Source organism: Streptomyces sp. NBC_00887, assembly GCF_045207585.1.
Genome location: NZ_CP108788.1, coordinates 3,286,716 through 3,304,725 on the forward strand (window position 1 = coordinate 3,286,716; position 18,010 = coordinate 3,304,725).

Sequence of the window (18,010 nt, forward strand, 5' to 3'; positions counted from 1 at the left end):
TCAGCTCTCCTTCCGGCGGCGTCGGGTGGTGGGCTGGGTGACCCGGTCCAGCATCAGCCCGAGGCAGACGATGGCCGCACCGGCGACGAGGCCGGTGGCCAGGTCGCCCTGGGCGAGGCCGAACACGACGTCGTACCCGAGTGCGCCGGAACCCACGAGACCGCCGATGATGACCACCGCGAGGACCAGGACGACGCCCTGGTTGACGGCGAGCAGCAGGGCGGGCCTGGCCAGCGGGAGCTGGACCTGGCGCAGTTGCTGTCCGGGGGTGGCGCCGAGCGAGCGGGCGCACTCCATCGCGGCGGGGTCGACGCCCCGCAGCCCCTGGGTGGTGATGCGGACGACGGCGGGCAGCGCGTAGACGACGGCTGCCGCGGCGGCGGGGGCGCGGCCGACGCCGAAGAGGGCGACGACCGGGATGAGGTAGACGAACTGCGGCATGGTCTGGAAGACGTCGAGGACGGGGCGCAGCAGCCGTTCGAGGCGTTCGCTGCGTGCGGCGCCGATGGCGATGGCGAAGCCGAGGACCAGGGTGACCGCGACGGCGGCGAGGACCTGGCTGAGCGTGTCCATCGACGGCTCCCAGACGCCGAGGACCCCGATGGCGGCCATGGCCAGCACGGCCGTCAGCGCGGTGCGCCAGGTGCCGATGGTCCAGGCGAGCGCGGCGACGACCAGCAGGACGGACCACCAGGGCAGGCCCTGCAGTCCGCTGCGCAGCGGGTTGAGGATCCAGTCGGTGAAGTGGGCGGCCCAGTCGGCGGTGCCGCCGATGACGGGGACGCCGGTGTACAGGTGGTCGACCATCCAGTCCTTGGCGGTGTTGACGGGGCCCGCGATGGCCACGATCCCGCTCTCGGGCCAGATACGGCCTCCGGTGAACCGCCCGGCGACGGCGACGGCGGCGGCGATCACCGCGGCGAGTCCCCAGCCCCGCAGCCCGCGCAGGGCGACGGGCCCGGTGGGTTCCGCGCCGATCCTCCGGCCGGCCGCCTCGGTCGTACGGTCAAGGACCACGGCGAGCAGCACGATCGGGATGCCCGCGGCGAGCGCGGCACCGACGTCGACGGAGGACAGCGCCTGGTAGACGCGGTCGCCGAGGCCCCCGGCGCCGATGATGGACGCGATGACGGCCATCGAGAGGGCCATCATGATCGTCTGGTTGAGGCCGAGGAGCAGTTCCTTGCGGGCCAGCGGCAGCCGTGCCGTCAGCAGTCGCTGCCTGCCGGTCGCACCCAGCGAGGCCACGGCCTCCATGACGCCGGCGTCGGCGCCGCGCAGACCGAGCGCGGTGAGCCGTGCCATCGGCGGTGCCGCGTAGACGACGGTCGCGAGGGCCGCGCCGGGCACGCCGATGCCGAAGACCAGCACGACGGGCAGCAGGTAGGCGAAGGCGGGCAGCACCTGCATGGTGTCCAGGACGGGCCGCAGAACCCGGAACGTGCGGTCCGAGAGCCCGGCGGCGAGCCCGAGGAGCATCCCGAGCACCACGGAGGCGAGCACGGCGACGATCATGAGCGCGAGCGTCTGCATGGTCGGTACCCACATGCCCAGCAGGCCGCAGACGCCGAAGCAGAGGGCGGCGGTCAGCGCGAGCCGCAGTCCGGCCACCCGCCAGGCGACGACCGCGGCGAGGGCGGTGACACCGGCCCAGCCGAGCGCGAGCAGCACCAGGTAGACGCCGCGCACGGACAGGACGACGGCGTTGCTGATGTGGCCGAAGAAGTAGAGGAACAGCGGGTGGCTGTCGCGGTTGGCGATGATCCAGTCGTTGACCTCGCCGAGCGGCCCGGTCAGGTCGACGGTCAGGGCCGCGGGCCAGACTCCTCCGCCCCACCGCGCGTGGAGCAGCGGGACGGCGACTGCGGCGATCGCCAGCAGGATCAGGAGCTTGCCGAGTGCGGGGCGGCCGCGCAGGGCGGCGAGGGGGCCGCTGCCCGGGGGGACTGCTGCGGCCGTGGTGGCGGCCTGGGCGGTTGCCATCAGACGCTCACCTCGCGGGCCCCCGTGCCCGCGACCACGTCGAGCAGGCAGGCGTGGTCGACGATGCCGACCAGCCTGCCGCCGTCCATGACCCGTGCTGTCCGGTCACCGGAGCGGGCGACCGCCTCTATCGCCTCGAAGACGGTGGCCTCGGGGCGCAGTGCCGGGCCGTGTTCGCTCTCTCCGGCGGCCGGGGGGCGCATGGCGGTGGAGACGGTGAGGACCTGTTCGCGCGGTACGTCGCGTACGAACTCGCGCACGTAGTCGTCGGCAGGCGACCCGACGATCTCCTCGGGGGTGCCGAGCTGCACGATGCCGCCGTCGCGCATCAGGGCGATGCGGGTGCCCAGGCGCAGTGCCTCGCTCAGGTCGTGGGTGATGAAGACCATGGTGCGGCCCTCCTCCTTGTGCAGCCGGACGACTTCGTCCTGCATCTCCCTGCGGATCAGCGGGTCGAGCGCGCTGAACGGTTCGTCGAATAGGAGGACGGACGGGTCGACGGCGAGCGCGCGCGCCAGTCCGACGCGCTGCTGCTGGCCACCGGAGAGCTGGGCCGGGCGGCGGCTCTCCAGACCTGTCAGGCCGACCTTGTCCACCAGCTCGGCCGCCTTGGCCCGGCGTTCGGCCTTCCCGATGCCCTGGATCTCCAGGCCGTAGGCGACGTTGTCCAGGACGGTGCGGTGGGGCAGCAGTCCGAAGTGCTGGAAGACCATCGCGGCACGGTGGCGGCGCAGTTCGCGCAGCCGGGTGCGGTCCATGGCCAGGACGTCCTCGCCGTCGATGGCGACGGTGCCGCTGGTGGGCTCGATCAGCCGGGTGAGGCAGCGTACGAGGGTGGACTTGCCGGATCCCGACAGGCCCATGACGACGAAGACCTCACCCTTCTTGACGTCGAAGGAGACGTTGCGTACGGCGGCGGTGCAGCCGGTGCGTGTCCGCAGTTCGGCTGCGGGCAGTTCCGCGTGCTCACTGCCCGGGATGCGGTCGGCCTTGGGGCCGAAGACCTTCCAGAGGTCGCGGACGCTGAAAACAGGGGTAGTGGCTTCGGTCATCGGACATCGCCTCCGGCGGTCGGGGCTGCTGAGAGCAGTTCGGCGCACTTCTCGCCCACCATGAGCACGCCGATCATGGGATTCACGGCGGGCATGGTCGGGAAGACGGACGCGTCCGCGATACGGATGCCCTGCAGGCCGCGGATGCGCAGCTGGGGGTCGACCACCGCGGCGGCGTCCTCCCGGCCGCCCATCCGGCAGGTGCCGGCCGGGTGGTAGACGGTGTGCGCGACCTTGCGGGCGTACTCGCTGATGTCCTCGTCGGAGGTCACCTCGGGGCCCGGGCACACCTCGCGCGTGAGCCAGTGGGCCAGGGGTTCGGTCTTCGCGATCTCGCGGGCGAGCTTGATCCCGTCGACCAGGGTGCGGCCGTCGTAGTCGTCCTCGTCCGTGAAGTAGCGGAAGTCCAGGGCGGGTTTGACCTCGAGGTCGGCGCTCGTGAGGTAGAGCCGGCCGCGGCTGCGCGGCTTGGGGATGTTCGGGGTCATCGACACCCCGTGCGCGGGCTTCTCGTAGCCGAGGCGCTCCGGGTTGTCGGTGAAGGGGATCTGGTAGAAGTGGAACATCAGGTCGGGGCCCCGGGATTCGGGATCCCGGCGGACGAACAGGCCCGCGTCCGAGTCCATGGCGGAGTTCTCCGGGATGGGCCCGTCGGTCTCCCAGACGATGACCGACTCCGGGTGGTCGAGCAGGTTCTCGCCGACGCCCGGGAGGTCGTGGACGACGGGGATGCCCAGGTCCTCCAGGTCCTTCGCCGGTCCGACTCCGGAGTGCATGAGCAGCCGCGGGGTGTCCACCGCGCCCGCGCAGACGATGACTTCACGGGCCGCGCGCAGCAGCACCTCCTCGCCGTCCTTGGTACGCACGTGCACTCCGGTGGCTCGGTTGCCCTCGAACTGCAGCCGGTACGCCCAGGTCTCCAGCAGGATCTCGAGGTTGGGGCGGTCACCGGCCTCGATGTGCGGGTGGAGGTAGGCGACGGACGCGGACGACCTCTTGTTGTTCTCCGGGTGGTAGGCGAGGTCGAAGAAACCGGCACCCTCGTGGAAGGGCTTGCTGTTGAAACTGTCGACGCGCGGGACCCCGGCCGCCGCCTGCGCCGCGTCGACGAAGTCGCGGGCGATGGCGTTCCTGTCCTTCTCGTCGACCGGCACGATGTTGTTGCGCAGCCGGGCGAAGTACGGGTCCATGGACGCCGCGTCCCAGCCCTCGGCTCCCGCCTCGGCCCACTCGTCCCAGTCGCCGGGCAGCGGCTTGAAGCTGATCAGCGTGTTGTGCGAGGAGCAGCCGCCGAGGACCCGGGCCCGGCTGTGCCGGATGTGGGAGTTGCCGCGCGGCTGCTCTGTCGTGGGGTAGTCGTAGTCGAGGTCGCCGCCGAGGAGCCCGAGCCAGCGGCGCAGGGTGAGGACGTCGTCGCGGTCGATGTCCGTGGGGCCGCCCTCGATGACCGTGACGGTGACGTCGGGGTCCTCGGTGAGGCGGGAGGCGATCACCGAGCCGGCGGTGCCGCCGCCGACGATCACGTAGTCGACAGGTTCGGGGCGTGCGGTGCGGGGGGACGGGGGCATCGTTCACTGCTCCTTCTGCAAGGTGCTTGCGTGTGCGTGGTGCTGCGGACAGCCGGGGGTACGTCCGGTGGACGGTGACCGGTTCAGCCCGCGAACCAGCGCTGCGGTCGCGGGTTGAGGTTCTGGTAGATGTGCTTGGCCTCGCGGTACTCCGCGAGGCCGGTGGGCCCGAGTTCACGGCCGGTACCGGACTTGCCGAAGCCGCCCCACTCCGCCTGCGGGAGGTACGGGTGGTAGTCGTTGATCCAGACGGTGCCGTGCCGCAGCCGTCCCGCGACGCGTCGGGCACGGCCCGCGTCGGTGGTCCATACGGCGCCCGCGAGCCCGTAGTCCGTGTCGTTGGCGAGCCGGACGGCCTCTTCCTCGGTACGGAAGGTCTCGACGGTCAGGATCGGCCCGAAGGTCTCCTCGCGGACCACCCTCATCTCCCGGTGGCAGCCGTCCAGGACGGTGGGCCGGTAGAAGTAGCCGCTCGCGGGCCGTACGTCCGAGGGTTCGGGGCGGGCGCCGCCCGAGCGCACGATCGCGCCCTCCTCGCGGGCGGAGGCGACGAAAGCCTCGACCTTGGCGAGCTGCTGGGCGGAGACGAGAGGCCCGCATTCGACGCCGTCGACCGTGCCGCGGCCGAGCCGGATCGCGTCGGCGCGGCGGGCGAGCTCGGTGACGAAGCGTTCGGCGACCGACTCCTGGATGATGAGCCGGCTCCCGGCGGAGCAGACCTGGCCGCTGTGGAAGAACGCCGCGTTCAGGGCCTGGTCGACGGCGGTGTCGAAGTCCTCGTCGGTGGCGCACGCGTCGGCGAAGACGACGTTGGGGTTCTTGCCGCCGAGTTCCAGGGCGACCTTCTTGACCGTCGGTGCGGCTGCCCGGGCCACCTTCGTACCGCTGGCGAGGCCGCCGGTGAAGGAGACCAGGTCCACGTCCGGGTGCTCGGAGAGCCGGGCTCCGACGGGGTCGCCCGCGCCGGTCACGAGGTTGGCCGCGCCGTCCGGCAGACCCGCCTCGGAGAGCAGCCGGACGAGGTGGACCGTTGAGAGCGGTGTGACCTCGCTGGGCTTGAGCACGAAGGTGTTTCCGGCGGCGAGCGCCGGGGCGATCTTCCAGCTGGCCTGGAGCAGCGGGTAGTTCCACGGGGCGATCAGGGCGCAGACGCCGACCGGCTCGTGGACCACGACGCTGTGGACGTCGGGGTCGCCGGCGTCGACGACCCGGCCGCCGCTCTCGTTCATCACGAGGTCGGCGAAGTAGCGGAAGGCGTTGGTCACGTCGTCGACGTCGACGCGCCCTTCCTCCAGGGTCTTGCCGGTGTCGCGGCTCTCGGTGATCGCGATCTCCTCGCGGTCCCGCTGGAGGAGGTCGGCGACCCGGCGCAGCAGCCCGGCGCGCTCGGCGACGGGCCGGTGCGGCCAGGGGCCGTCGTCGAAGGCGCGGCGGGCGGCGGCGACGGCCGCGTCGGTGTCGTCGGAGCCGCCCTCGGCGACGTGGGCCAGGACGGTGGCGTCGGCAGGGTCGAGGATCTCGCGCGTCGCGCCCGACGCCGCGGCCTGCCAGGCGCCGTCGATGTGGATGGTGTCCAGCACCGTCGCGGGATGAGCCGACGAGGGGTGAGCCGACATGTAGTGGTCTGCCTTCCGTGCCTGAATCGCTCCGCACCGGTCCGGCCGAGCACTGTTCCGCGCGGACGCACCGGGATGAGGGCGCACCAGCGGCCTGGACACCTGTCCGGCCCGGCGGAATGTATGCCGAGAAATTCACTCTGAGTGACATGACTCACTGCCGTACCCCTGGTAACACGGAAAGGCCCGCCGTCGGCCCCTGGGATGGGGCCGACGGCGGGCCGTCGTGCGGGTGGGCGGCGGATCAGAGGACTGTCACGGTCCCCGTCCCCTCCCCCGTCGCTCCGGACTCCACCACGGTGACGCGGTACGGACGGTCGGTGCCCTCGGCCACGACGTGCACGCCCGAGGCGTCCCGTACGACGCGGAAGGCCGCCGCGCGGGCACCGGTCAGGTCCGGCACGGTGACCGTCCGCTCACCGTCGCCGTCACCGGAACCGAACACCCGCAGGGTGAGGCCGTCCAGCCAGTCGCTGTCCGGGCGCTGGTCGTCGGCGCCCCACGGGAGCACCGCCCCGTCCCTGACCAGCAGGGGCAGGCTGTCGAAGCCGTGGGTCTCGTGGCGCCAGGCGGGGCCGGTGATCCGTTCGCCGGTGAGCAGCGACGTCCAGGTGCCCTCGGGGACGTAGTACTCGACCTCTCCGTCCTCGGTGAAGACGGGCGCGACCAGCAGGTCGGAGCCGAGCATGTACTGCCGGTCCAGGGTGCGGGAGGCCGGGTCGCCGGGGAACTCCACCAGCATGGGGCGCATCATCGGGACGCCCGTGCGGTGCGCCTCGGCCGCCACCCCGTACAGGTACGGCATCAGGCGGTGCTTGAGCAGGGTGAACTTCCGTGCCACGTCGACCGCTTCCTCACCGAACGCCCACGGCACCCGGTAGGAGACGTTGCCGTGCAACCGGCTGTGCGAGGACAGCAGACCGAAGGCGAGCCACCGTTTGAAGACAGCCGGGTCGGGGGTGCCCTCGAAGCCGCCGATGTCGTGGCTCCAGAAGCCGAAGCCGGACAGGCTCAGCGAGAGGCCGCCGCGCAGCGACTCGGCCATCGCGGTGAACGAGGCGAAGCAGTCGCCGCCCCAGTGGACCGGGAACTGCTGCCCGCCCGCCGTCGCGGAGCGGGCGAACAGCACCGCCTCGCCCGTTCCGCGCTCCTTCTCCAGGAGCTCGAAGACCGTGCGGTTGTAGAGCTGCGCGTAGTAGTTGTGCATCCGCTCGGGGTCGGAGCCGTCGTGCCAGACCACATCGGTCGGTATGCGCTCACCGAAGTCCGTCTTGAAGCAGTCGACGCCCTGGTCGAGCAGCACGCGCAGCTTGCTGTTGTACCACTCGCGGGCTGCGGGGTCGGTGAAGTCGACCAGCGCCATGCCGGGCTGCCACAGGTCCCACTGCCAGATGTCGCCGCTGGGCCGCTTCACCAGGTACCCGAGTTCGGCACCCTCCGCGAACAGCACGGACTTCTGCGCGATGTACGGGTTGATCCACATGCTGATCCGCAGCCCGCGCTCCTTGAGCCGGGTCAGCATGCCCTCCGGGTCGGGGAAGACCTCGGGGTCCCACAAGAAGTCCGACCACTGGTACTCGCGCATCCAGAAGCAGTCGAAGTGGAAGACGCTGAGCGGGATGTCGCGCTCGGCCATCCCGTCGACGAACGAGGTGACGGTCTCCTCGTCGTACGACGTGCAGAACGAGGTCGTGAGCCAGAGACCGAACGACCACGCGGGCGGCAGCGCGGGCCGGCCGGTCAGGGCCGTGTAGCGGGCCAGGACCTCCTTCGGCGTCGGGCCGGCGACGATGTAGTACTCCAGCGACTGGTCCTCGACGCTGAACTGCACCTGGCCGACGGACTCCGAGCCGATCTCGAAGGAGACCTTGCCGGGGTGGTTGACGAAGACGCCGTAGCCGCGCGAGGAGAGGTAGAACGGGATGTTCTTGTACGCCAGGTCGCTGCTGGTGCCGCCGTCGGCCTGCCAGATGTCGACGGTCTGGCCGTTCTTCACGTACGGCGTGAAGCGCTCACCGAGCCCGTAGACGTTCTCGCCGACGCTCAGGGCGAGTTGGGCGACCATGTGGTGGGCGCCGTCGGGTGTCGTGGCGAACGCCGTGCCCTTGGGGTCGACACCGGTGAGGCGCCGGCCGTCGGCGTCGAGGAAGGCCATGCCCCAGGGGCCGTCGCCGTCCATGCGCAACGTCAGGGGCCCGCTGGTGAGTTCGGTGACCGCGCCGTCCCGGCGGGTGCGGGCGGCGGGAGAGGTGCCGTCGCCGGGCAGGAGGGCGAAGTCGGGCCCCCGCCGGGCCTTTCCGGCATGGTGCGTGACCCGTACGCCGATGACGCCCTCGGCCGGCGAGAAGCAGTCGACGGTGATCAGAGGGGTGTTGAGCGTGTCGCCGCGTGCGGCCACCCGCTTGACCGCGGCGTACGCGGTGAACCGGTCGGCCTCGACGCGCAGATCGCGGATCTCGGTCGCATAGGAGGCGCGGACGCCCTCACGCATGAGCCAGAAGCCGTCGGTGAACTTCATGAGGACTCCTTGTCCGGGGGCACAGGGAAACGGTCGGGGGGTGGGGGCGTGCGGCACGGTCGTCACGCGGTGAACCCGAGTCCGGCCAGACGTACGGATCCCTGCAGGGTGACGCGCACGTCGTGCACCCCACGGGCGTCGAGCGCGGCCTCGACGGTGCGGTAGTCGTACGGTCCTGTGGTCGCCGGGACCACGATCTCCGCCGTTCGCCCGTCCACCGTCACCGTGACGGATCCGGCACCCGAGGCGGACGCGGTGACCGCCTGCACACCGGCGCCGAAGTCACAGGCGCGGAAGAGTAGTTGGCCGATTCCGTCGACGGCCGCGACGGTGTCGCCCACCACCTTCGTACGGTCGAGGATCTCCGTACCCTGCTGCTCGTCGTAGTCGGCGGCCTCCAGTCCGCGTTCCACGACGGGGCGCGGGCCGGACGCCTCGCCGTCGACGATCGCGGTGGCGGTGAGCCGGATGTCGGTGCTGGAGGCCCCGGCCAGGATCTCGTAGGCGCCCGGCTCGACGGTCCAGCGGCCGTGCGCCACGCTCCAGTGGCCCAGCTCCTCGACGGGCACGAGGAATTCGACGCGCTCTGCGGCACCCGCCGCGAGGTGCACCCGGCGGTGGCCCACCAGTCGGCGCAGCGGAAGGTCCGCCGCGGAGTCCGCCGCCCGGACGTAGAGCTGGGCGACCTCGTCGGCGGCGACGGCGCCGTCGTTGGTGACGCTCAGCGAGACCCGCAGACCCTCCTCCTCCAGCGCCGTCCGCAGGGCGGAGTAGGTGAAGTCGGTGTAGGCGAGGCCGTGTCCGAACGGATAGAGCGGGGTGCCGTCGAAGTAGAGGTACGTCTGCCGCGAGCCGATGATGTCGTAGTCGAGCAGACCGGGGAGATCGTCGTCACAGGCGTACCAGGTCTGCGGAAGCCGTCCGGCCGGGGACACGTCGCCGGCGAGGATCCGGGCGAGCGCGGTGCCCGCGGCCTGGCCGCCGTGGGCGGTCCAGAGCAGGGCGGGCAGCTCTGCCGCCGCGTCCGTGACCGCGTACGGGTAGGCGGAGGTGAGGACCAGGACGGTGCGCGGGTTGGCGGCGTGCGCGGTGCGCCACAGCCGGTCCTGCTGGGCGGGGAGGGCGAGCGTCGTGCGGTCCTCGGTCTCGCGGCCGTTGATGTGGGGGTCGTTCCCGGCGACGACGACGACCGTGTCGGCGGCTGCGGCGACCCGGGCCACGGCGTCCTCACCGCGTTCGACGGTCTCGGTCTCGAAGACCGTGCCGCGGGCCGCGGGAATCCTTTCGCCGGACTCGGCAACCTTTGCGCCATCGGCGGCGACAGTGACGTACCCACCCGTCCCGATGTGCAGAAGGCGGTGTCCGCCGTCGTGCCCCTCCACCGCTTCCAGGCGGAACGTCTCCTGGACGACCCAGCCGCCCGGCTCGTCCGCGGACGCCCGTACATAGCCGTCGTCGGCGACGGAGAGGTACAGGCCTTCGTCGGTACGGAAGGTGAGAACACCCTCGCCCCAGTCGACGAGGGCGAGCTCGGTGGCCGTCCCGCCGCAGGTCAGCGGCGGCAGGTCGGTGCGGCCGGCGAGGAGTGCGGGGTCGAGTGCGCCCTCGGCGCCACGGGTCTCGCCGTCGGTCGCCGCTCCGGCCTCGGGCACCCTCAGCCAGCCCTCGGCGCACTTCAGCCGGACCCGGTCCGCACCTTCCGCGAAGAGGACGTTCTCGGCGCCGTACCGCTCACGGAGTCCGTCGAGCGGGGTCGAGCGGTGCAGGAGTGTGCCGCTGTACCAGTCGAGCTTGCAGGCGTCGGCGAGCAGCCCGACGACGGCGACGGTCCGGCCGTCACGCGGCTCGAGCGGCAGCAGTCCGTCGTTCCTGAGCAGCACGACGGACTGCTCCGCGGCCTCCAGCGCGAGTGCCCGGTGCCCGGCCGTGTCGAAGTCGGCGGGGCCCGCGTACGGGTCGAGCTCGGGGTCGAACTCTCCGAGCCTGAAGCGCAGTTCGAGGATCCTGCGGACCGCGTTGTCGATGTCCTCCTCGTCGAGCAGGCCCTTGGCGAGCGCGTCGTGGATGCGTCCGGTCATGACGGTGGAGTCCTGGCCGTGGTCGGTGAAGCTGTCGACACCGGCCTTCAGGGAGGCGGCGGTGGCTTCCTCGTGGGTGTCGAAGTAGTGCTCGGAGTCGACCAGGTTGGAGGGCGCCCCGGCGTCCGAGCAGACGACGAGCGGCTGTTCGGTCCAGCTGCGCAGCTCCTGCGAGAGGAGCGGGGAGACGTGGTTGGGGCGGCCGTTGACCAGGTTGTAGGCGGGCATGACGCCGGCCACCGCACCTGCCTGCACCGCGCCGCGGAAGGCCCGCAGGTCGTATTCGTGCAGGACGCGCGGGCGGACCGAGGAGGAGGCGGTGTCACGGTCGGTCTCGTTGTTGTGCGCGAGCCAGTGCTTCAGGACCGGGGCCGTGCGCCAGTAGAGGGGGTCGTCACCCCGCAGCCCCCGGGTGTAGGCGACGGCGATCGCGGAGGTGAGCGCCGGGTCCTCGGAGTACCCCTCCTCGCCTCGGCCCCACAGCGGGTGGCGCAGCAGATTCACTGTCGGGGCCCAGACGTTGAGCCCCACCCGGTCGTCCTCGGCGCGCTTGGCCCGCACCTCGTTGCCGACGGCCTCACCGACGCGCCGGACCAGCTCGTCGTTCCAGGTCGCGCCGAGCCCGACGGCCTGCGGGAAGACCGTGGCGGGGCCCATCCAGGCGACTCCGTGCAGGGCCTCCTGTCCGGTACGGAACGACCCGAGGCCCAGCCGCTCCACCGCGGGTGCGAACTGGTGCAGCATCGCGATCCGCTCGTCGAGCGTGAGCCGCCCGAGGAGATCGGCGGTGCGCAGGGCGAAGGTCAGCTGCGGGTCGCGGAAGGGAAGCGGATGGTCCGTCACGTGCGGGTCCCCTTGGAAAGGTGGGAGGTATTCACGGCTGGCGCGCCTCGAAGGATCTTCGAAGCGCTTCGATGCTCTGCGCACAATCCGCAGGTGTCAAGGGTGCGAGCCGAGCGCTGCGCGCGCCCGGGCCTCGTTCCACCAGGAAACGGTTAGGAAACAGGTCCGAGGAATCTGGAAACCGACTCTTGTGCGGTCGGATGGCTTCACTTAATCTCGCTGCAACATCGAAGCGCTTCGACGACACACTTGATCGACCCGCTTCGCCTCAGCCGGTGCAGTGCTGCCGGCTCGGCCGGTAACGCCCGCTACCTCAAGACACAGGAGCCGGACGGCACTCGCCACCGCCGGACTGTCCTGGTGCACCACGAAGGGTTGACGCAATGACGCCGAACTCCCCCTCCGTCCCGAGCCGGAGGAGTTTCCTCGCCTCGACCGCGGTCGTCGCGGCAGCTGTGGGCGGGGGCATCCCGCTCCTCGCCGCCTGCGGCGGTTCGGGCAGCAGCTCGAAGAACGAGGGCACCACCACCGGCAAGAAGCTGAAGGACGTGCTTCCCGCCTACGTGCCGTCCGACGTGGTCACCCCGGACATCCCCAGCAAGAACGGTTCGGCCGCCGGTTTCACCACCGCGCTGCCCGCCGCTCAGCTCGCCGTCTCCGTGCCGAAGAAGCTCGGCAAAGGCAGCGAGCTGAGCATCCTGGCGCCGCTGTGGGGCACCTCGCCCGGTGAGGGCAACCCGTACTGGACGGCGATGGACGAAGGCGCCGGCGTCAAGGTCAAGTGGCAGAACCAGGACGGCAACACCTACGGCCAGAAGCTCGGCGCCGTCCTCGCGTCCAGCAACATCCCGGATGCCGTCGTCGTCCCCGGCTGGGAACTGAACGGTAAGATACCGAGCGCCATCGCCAACAAGTTCGCCGACCTCGGCCCGTACCTCTCCGGCGACAAGGTGAAGGCGTACCCGAACCTCGCGGCCATCCCCACCGGCGCCTGGCAGCGGGCGGTCTTCGCCGGCAAGCTGCGCGGGCTGCCGATGCCGGCCGAGGCGACGCCGAACATCACCCCGTTCTACCGGGCCGACATCTTCGAGGAGAAGGGCTACTCGGTCCCCACCACCACCCAGGAGTTCTTCGACCTCTGCAAGGAGATCAACGCCCCGAAGAGCAAGGTGTGGGCGTGCGCCGACATGACGTGGTCGGCGTTCAACTTCTTCGGGGCCCTGCCGGAGAAGCCGTACTACTGGAAGCTCGTCGACGGCAAGCTGGTCAACCGCTACGAGACGGACGAGTACCTCGAAGCCCTGGAGTGGTCGCGCTCCCTCTACTCGGCCGGCTTCGTGCACCCCGACGCCAAGGCGGAGCAGGGTGACCTGGGCAACGTCTTCGCCTCGGGCAAGATCCTCATGTACAACGCCGACATCTCCGACTGGTACGGCAAGACGGCGGTCCAGCGCCTGGACAACCCGAAGTTCAGGATGGCGGCGATGGACATCTTCGCCCACGACGGCGGCACCCCCGTCCTCTACGCGGCCTCGCCGTCCAACATCTGGTGCTTCATCAACGAGAAGGCCGACAAGAAGACCATCGAGGACATCCTGGCGCTCGCCAACTACACCGCCGCCCCCTACGGAACCAAGGAGCAGCGTCTGCGGGCGTACGGCGTCGAGGGCACCCACCACACGCTCAAGGACGGTGTCCTCACCAAGACGGAGCTGGGCAACAACCAGGTCTTCGCGACCTACGAGTACATCGCCTCCCCCGCTCCCTTCCGGGCCTTCGCCGACCAGCCCGACGTGGCCAAGGGCATGGTCGAGTGGCAGCAGCGCCAGGGCGCCCACGTGAAGAAGCCGCTCTTCTACGGGATGCAGATCCAGGAGCCCGCCCGGTACGCCGAACTCAACGCCCAGTTCGAGGACCTGGAGAAGGACATCGTCCGCGGCCGCAAGAAGATCAGCGACATGCAGCAGAACGTCTCCGACTGGAAGACCAAGGGCGGCGACAAGCTTCGCGACTGGTACAAGAAGCTGCTCGACGAGACCGGCGAGTCGGCCTCCTGACATGTCACTGAGCACAGAGGACCGGCGCGCGCGGGCGACACGGACGCCGCCGGTCGAGACGGGCGGGGCGGAACGGCGCAAGCGCCGGGCGGCCGGGGGCATCACCCTGCGTCACCGGCTCCGCCGGGACCGCACACTGATCCTGATGACCCTGCCGGCGATGCTGCTCCTGCTGGTCTTCGCGTACATCCCCCTGGCGGGCAACGTCGTCGCCTTCCAGGACTACGACCCGTACATCGCGGACAACGCGTTCCAGTCGATGGCGCAGAGTCCGTGGGTCGGCCTCGAGTGGTTCCAGCAGATGGTGAACGACCGGCTGTTCTGGTCGTCGCTCCAGAACACGCTGGTGATCTTCCTGCTCCAGCTGACCCTGTTCTTCCCGGTCCCGATCCTGCTCGCGCTGTTCATCAACAGCTTCGTGCGCCCCCGGGTCCGGGCGGTCGCCCAGGCGATCCTGTACCTGCCTCACTTCTTCTCCTGGGTCCTGGTCGTCACCGTGTTCCAGCAGATGTTCGGTGGCGCGGGGCTCATCGCGCAGACACTGCGCGACCACGGTCACGACGGCATCGACCTGATGACCGACCCCGGTCTGTTCAAGTTCCTGATCACCTTCGAGATGATCTGGAAGGACGCCGGCTGGGGCGTCATCGTCTTCCTGGCCGCCCTGGCCTCCGTCAGCCCCGATCTGTACGAGGCGAGCGCGATGGACGGCGCGAACCGCTGGCGGCGGATGTGGCACATCACGCTGCCCGCCCTGCGCCCGGTCGTCGCCCTGCTGCTCGTGCTCCAGGTCGGCAACGCACTGACCGTCGGATTCGAGCAGATCCTGCTCCAGCGCACGGCCGTCGGCCCGGGGGCGTCCGAAGTCCTCGACACCTACGTCTGGAACGTCGGCATCACCTACGGCAACTTCAGCTACGCGGCGGCCGTCGGAATCATCAAGGGAATCTTCGGTCTGCTGCTGGTCCTCGGGGCCAACAAGGTCGCTCATCTCATGGGCGAGCAGGGGGTGTACAAGAAGTGAGCAGCCTGCTCGCCGGTATCACCGGCATCGCCGGGGTGAAGCCCGGAACACGCGGCCGTCTGCGTCCCGCGTGGGAGGAGGAACCGTCGAAGGCGGGGCTCGCCTCCAAGGGCGTCGTCCTCGTGCTGGTCTGCCTGGGCGTCCTGTTCCCGCTCTGGGTCGTCGTCGTCACCAGCCTGTCCTCGGTGAAGACCATCACCGAGACCGGCGGCCTGGTCGTGATCCCCCGCGGCATCACGTTCGTCGCCTACCAGGAGCTCCTGGGCGGCGGCCAGGTGACCCGGGCGGCTCTGGTCAGCATCGGCGTGACCGTCGTCGGGACGCTCTTCAGCATGACGGTGTCGATCATGTGCGCGTACGGTCTCTCGCGCACCGGGTCCGTCCTGCACCGGCCGCTGCTGATCTTCATGCTGGCCACGATGTTCTTCGGCGCGGGCCTGATTCCCACCTATCTGGTGGTGCAGGGGCTCGGCCTCACCGACTCGTATCTGGCGCTGATCCTCCCGAGCGCCCTGAATGTGTTCAACATCCTGGTCCTGCGCGCCTTCTTCATGAGCACGGCGCAGGAACTCATCGAGAGCGCCCGTATCGACGGGGCCGGCGACGTCCGCATCCTGTGGCAGATCGTGATGCCCCTCTCGCGGGCCGTCATCGCGGTGATCACGCTGTTCTACGCGGTCGGCTACTGGAGCGCCTGGTTCAACGCGTCGATCTACCTCAGCGACCCGGACATGCTCCCGCTCCAGAACGTGATGAACCAGCTGGTCATCAAGCAGGAGAGGCCCACCGGCCTGGCCCAGGTCATCAACACGGGCCATCTGTCACCGCTCGCCATCCAGATGGCGGTCATGGTGCTGGCGCTGCTGCCGGTCGCGGTCCTGTCGCCCTTCGTGCAGAAGCACTTCAAGGAAGGCATGCTCACGGGCGCGATCAAGGGCTGAGACCGCCTCGCCGCACGTCCCGAACTCCCGAACAGCAGGACCCCACCACTCCCACCCGAAGGTGTGTCCGTCATGCGCGCTTCGTCCGTCCCGCAGCCCGAACCCGCACAGGAGAACGCGCCCCGGCGCCGTACGGTGCTCGCCGGTGCGGCCGCGCTGACGGCCGCCGTCGCGCTGCCCCTGGCCGCCCCGGCCGCGGCGGCCGGGAGGCCCAGGAAGTCCCAGCCGCACCGCTGGCGCACGGCGGCGATCGGCGGGACCGGTTTCGTCACGGGCATCCTGTTCCACCCGGCCGTCCGGGGCCTGGCCTACGCCCGTACGGACATCGGAGGCGCCTACCGGTGGGACGACGGCCGGGCGCGCTGGACGGCGCTGACCGACCACCTCGGCTGGGACGACTGGAATCTGCTGGGTGTCGAGGCCATGGCCGTCGACCCGGCACACCCGGACCGGCTGTACCTGGCGCTCGGCACCTACGCGCAGTCGTGGGCAGGTCCGGGCGCGGTGCTCAGATCCGAGGACCGGGGTGCCAGCTGGGCGCGTACGGACCTGACGGTACGGCTGGGCGCCAACGAGGACGGCCGGGGCGCGGGCGAACGGCTCCTGGTCGACCCTCGCGACAGCGAGACGCTCTGGCTCGGCACACGGCACGACGGGCTGCTTCGCTCCACCGACCGCGGGGCGACCTGGGCCGCCGACACCTCGTTCCCGGCGGCCGCGTCGGCGAGCGGCCAGGGGGTCACGCTGCTGGTGGCGGCGGGCCGCACCGTGTACGCGGGCTGGGGTGACGGGGGGACGGCTCTGTACCGTACGGCCGCCTCCGGCGGCTGGGAGCCCGTTCCCGGTCAGCCGTCCGCCGGGACGGCCTCGTCGAAGGTCCCGATCCGTGCCGCGTACGACGCCGGCACCCGGGCGCTGTACGTGAGTCACGCGAACGGCCCCGGGCCCAACAACCAGACGGACGGCTCGGTGCACCGGCTCGACACGGTCACCGGCACCTGGACGGACGTCACCCCGGTCGCGCCGGCGGCCGCGGACGCGTTCGGCTACGGCGGAGTCGCGGTCGACGCCACCCGCCCCGGCACGGTCGTCGTCTCCACGAACAACCGCTGGGGTCCGGTGGACACCCTGTTCCGCTCCACGGACGGCGGCGCGAGCTGGACCTCGCTCAAGGACACGGCGGTCCTCGACGCACAGGAGACGCCCTATCTGAAGTGGGGCGGTGAGACCCCGAAGTTCGGCTGGTGGATCCAGGCGGTGGCCGTCGATCCGTACGACTCCGAGCACCTCGTGTACGGCACCGGGGCGACGATCTTCGGGACGCGCGACCTGGTCCACTGGGCGCCGGAGATCCGAGGTCTGGAGGAGTCGTCGGTGCGGCAGCTGATCGCACCTCCGTCGGGCGCCCGGCTGCTGAGCGGGCTCGGTGACATCGGCGTGATGTACCACGACTCCCTCACCGCCTCCCCCTCGCGGGGCATGGCGTCGAACCCCGTCTTCGGGACGGCGACGGGACTCGCCCTGGCCGCGCTCAAGCCCTCGTACGTCGTACGGACGGGCTGGCCGTCCGGCTCGGACTCCGCAGGAGCGTACTCGCAGGACGGGGGCGCGAGCTGGCAGCCGTTCGCCTCCCAGCCCGCGATCGCCGGCTCCGCTCCCGGACCGGTGGCGGTGTCCGCCGACGGGGCGACGCTCCTCTGGTCGTTCGTCCACTGGGACGGCACGAAGTACGCCGCGCACCGCTCCACGGACGGTGGCGCGACCTGGGCCGAGATCTCCACGTTCCCCAAGGGCGGCGCCCCGGTCGCCGACCCGCTCGACCCCGCCCGCTTCTACGTCTACGACACGGACACCGGCGCGGTGTTCGTCTCCTCGGACAAGGGCGTCACCTTCACCCGGGGAGCTTCCGGGCTCCCGTCGGGCGATGTGCAGTTCCGGATCGCCGCCGCGCCCGGCCGCTCCGGCGACCTGTGGCTGTCGGCCAAGGACAACGGGCTGCTGCGCTCGACCGACGGCGGGCTGACGTTCACCGCGGTGGCCGGCTGCCAGGCCTCGCACGCCCTCGGCTTCGGCAGGGCCGCCGGGAAATCGCGCCGCGGCCATAGAGCCCCTTACCCCGCGGTCTTCCAGACCGGACGGGTGTCCGCCACGCACGACGGTGTCGCCGTGCTCCGCTCGGACGACGCGGGCAGGACCTGGGTCCGCATCAACGACGACTCGCACCAATGGGGGTGGACCGGTGAGGTCATCACCGGTGACCCCCGCATCCACGGCCGCGTCTACCTGGGCACCAACGGCCGCGGCATCCAGTACGCGGACCCCGAATGAGG

The 18,010-nt window shown here is 70.8% G+C and carries 10 protein-coding genes; 4 read left to right on the forward strand and 6 right to left on the reverse strand.

The features are described 5' to 3' along the window. The 6 genes from OG844_RS15005 to OG844_RS15030 form a co-directional block, all read right to left on the reverse strand. Window positions 1-1,983, reverse strand: a complete 1,983-nt coding sequence (locus OG844_RS15005) for an ABC transporter permease (RefSeq protein WP_406390607.1) — start codon at window positions 1,981-1,983, stop codon at window positions 1-3. Then, entirely contained in the window at window positions 1,983-3,035 is a 1,053-nt protein-coding gene (locus OG844_RS15010; RefSeq protein ID WP_406390609.1) for a glycine betaine/L-proline ABC transporter ATP-binding protein, read from the reverse strand. The genes OG844_RS15005 and OG844_RS15010 overlap by 1 nt, the downstream gene beginning before the upstream one ends. Beyond that, window positions 3,032-4,603, reverse strand: a complete 1,572-nt coding sequence (locus OG844_RS15015) for a GMC family oxidoreductase (RefSeq protein ID WP_406390611.1) — start codon at window positions 4,601-4,603, stop codon at window positions 3,032-3,034. Before OG844_RS15015 ends, OG844_RS15010 begins: the two co-directional genes overlap by 4 nt. An 83-nt stretch (window positions 4,604-4,686) precedes the next feature. Beyond that, the gene (locus tag OG844_RS15020) at window positions 4,687-6,219 is read right to left on the reverse strand and encodes an aldehyde dehydrogenase family protein (protein WP_406390613.1); all 1,533 of its coding nucleotides are present in this window, start codon (window positions 6,217-6,219) and stop codon (window positions 4,687-4,689) included. Window positions 6,220-6,463: 244 nt separating this feature from the next. After that, window positions 6,464-8,737: an alpha-xylosidase gene (gene yicI, locus OG844_RS15025; RefSeq protein ID WP_406390615.1), complete on the reverse strand. Its 2,274-nt coding sequence runs from the start codon at window positions 8,735-8,737 to the stop codon at window positions 6,464-6,466. Window positions 8,738-8,799: 62 nt separating this feature from the next. After that, on the reverse strand, window positions 8,800-11,658 hold the full coding sequence (locus OG844_RS15030; protein WP_406390617.1) for a glycoside hydrolase family 3 C-terminal domain-containing protein: 2,859 nt from the start codon (window positions 11,656-11,658) through the stop codon (window positions 8,800-8,802). 383 nt (window positions 11,659-12,041) lie between these two features. On the opposite strand from OG844_RS15030, the gene OG844_RS15035 reads away from it, so the two are divergent. The 4 genes from OG844_RS15035 to OG844_RS15050 all read left to right on the forward strand — a co-directional run bounded on the left by OG844_RS15035 (window position 12,042) and on the right by OG844_RS15050 (window position 18,008). Beyond that, entirely contained in the window at window positions 12,042-13,715 is a 1,674-nt protein-coding gene (locus tag OG844_RS15035) for an extracellular solute-binding protein (protein ID WP_406390619.1), read from the forward strand. Window position 13,716: 1 nt separating this feature from the next. Continuing rightward, window positions 13,717-14,739, forward strand: coding sequence for an ABC transporter permease (locus OG844_RS15040; protein ID WP_406390621.1), 1,023 nt, complete (start codon window positions 13,717-13,719; stop codon window positions 14,737-14,739). Between the two features lie 17 nt (window positions 14,740-14,756). Beyond that, on the forward strand, window positions 14,757-15,680 hold the full coding sequence (locus OG844_RS15045; RefSeq protein WP_406396139.1) for a carbohydrate ABC transporter permease: 924 nt from the start codon (window positions 14,757-14,759) through the stop codon (window positions 15,678-15,680). Window positions 15,681-15,752: 72 nt separating this feature from the next. Then, window positions 15,753-18,008 carry a WD40/YVTN/BNR-like repeat-containing protein gene (locus OG844_RS15050; protein WP_406390622.1) on the forward strand — a complete coding sequence of 752 codons (2,256 nt, stop codon included), beginning with the start codon at window positions 15,753-15,755 and terminating at the stop codon, window positions 18,006-18,008. Window positions 18,009-18,010 lie beyond the last annotated feature (2 nt).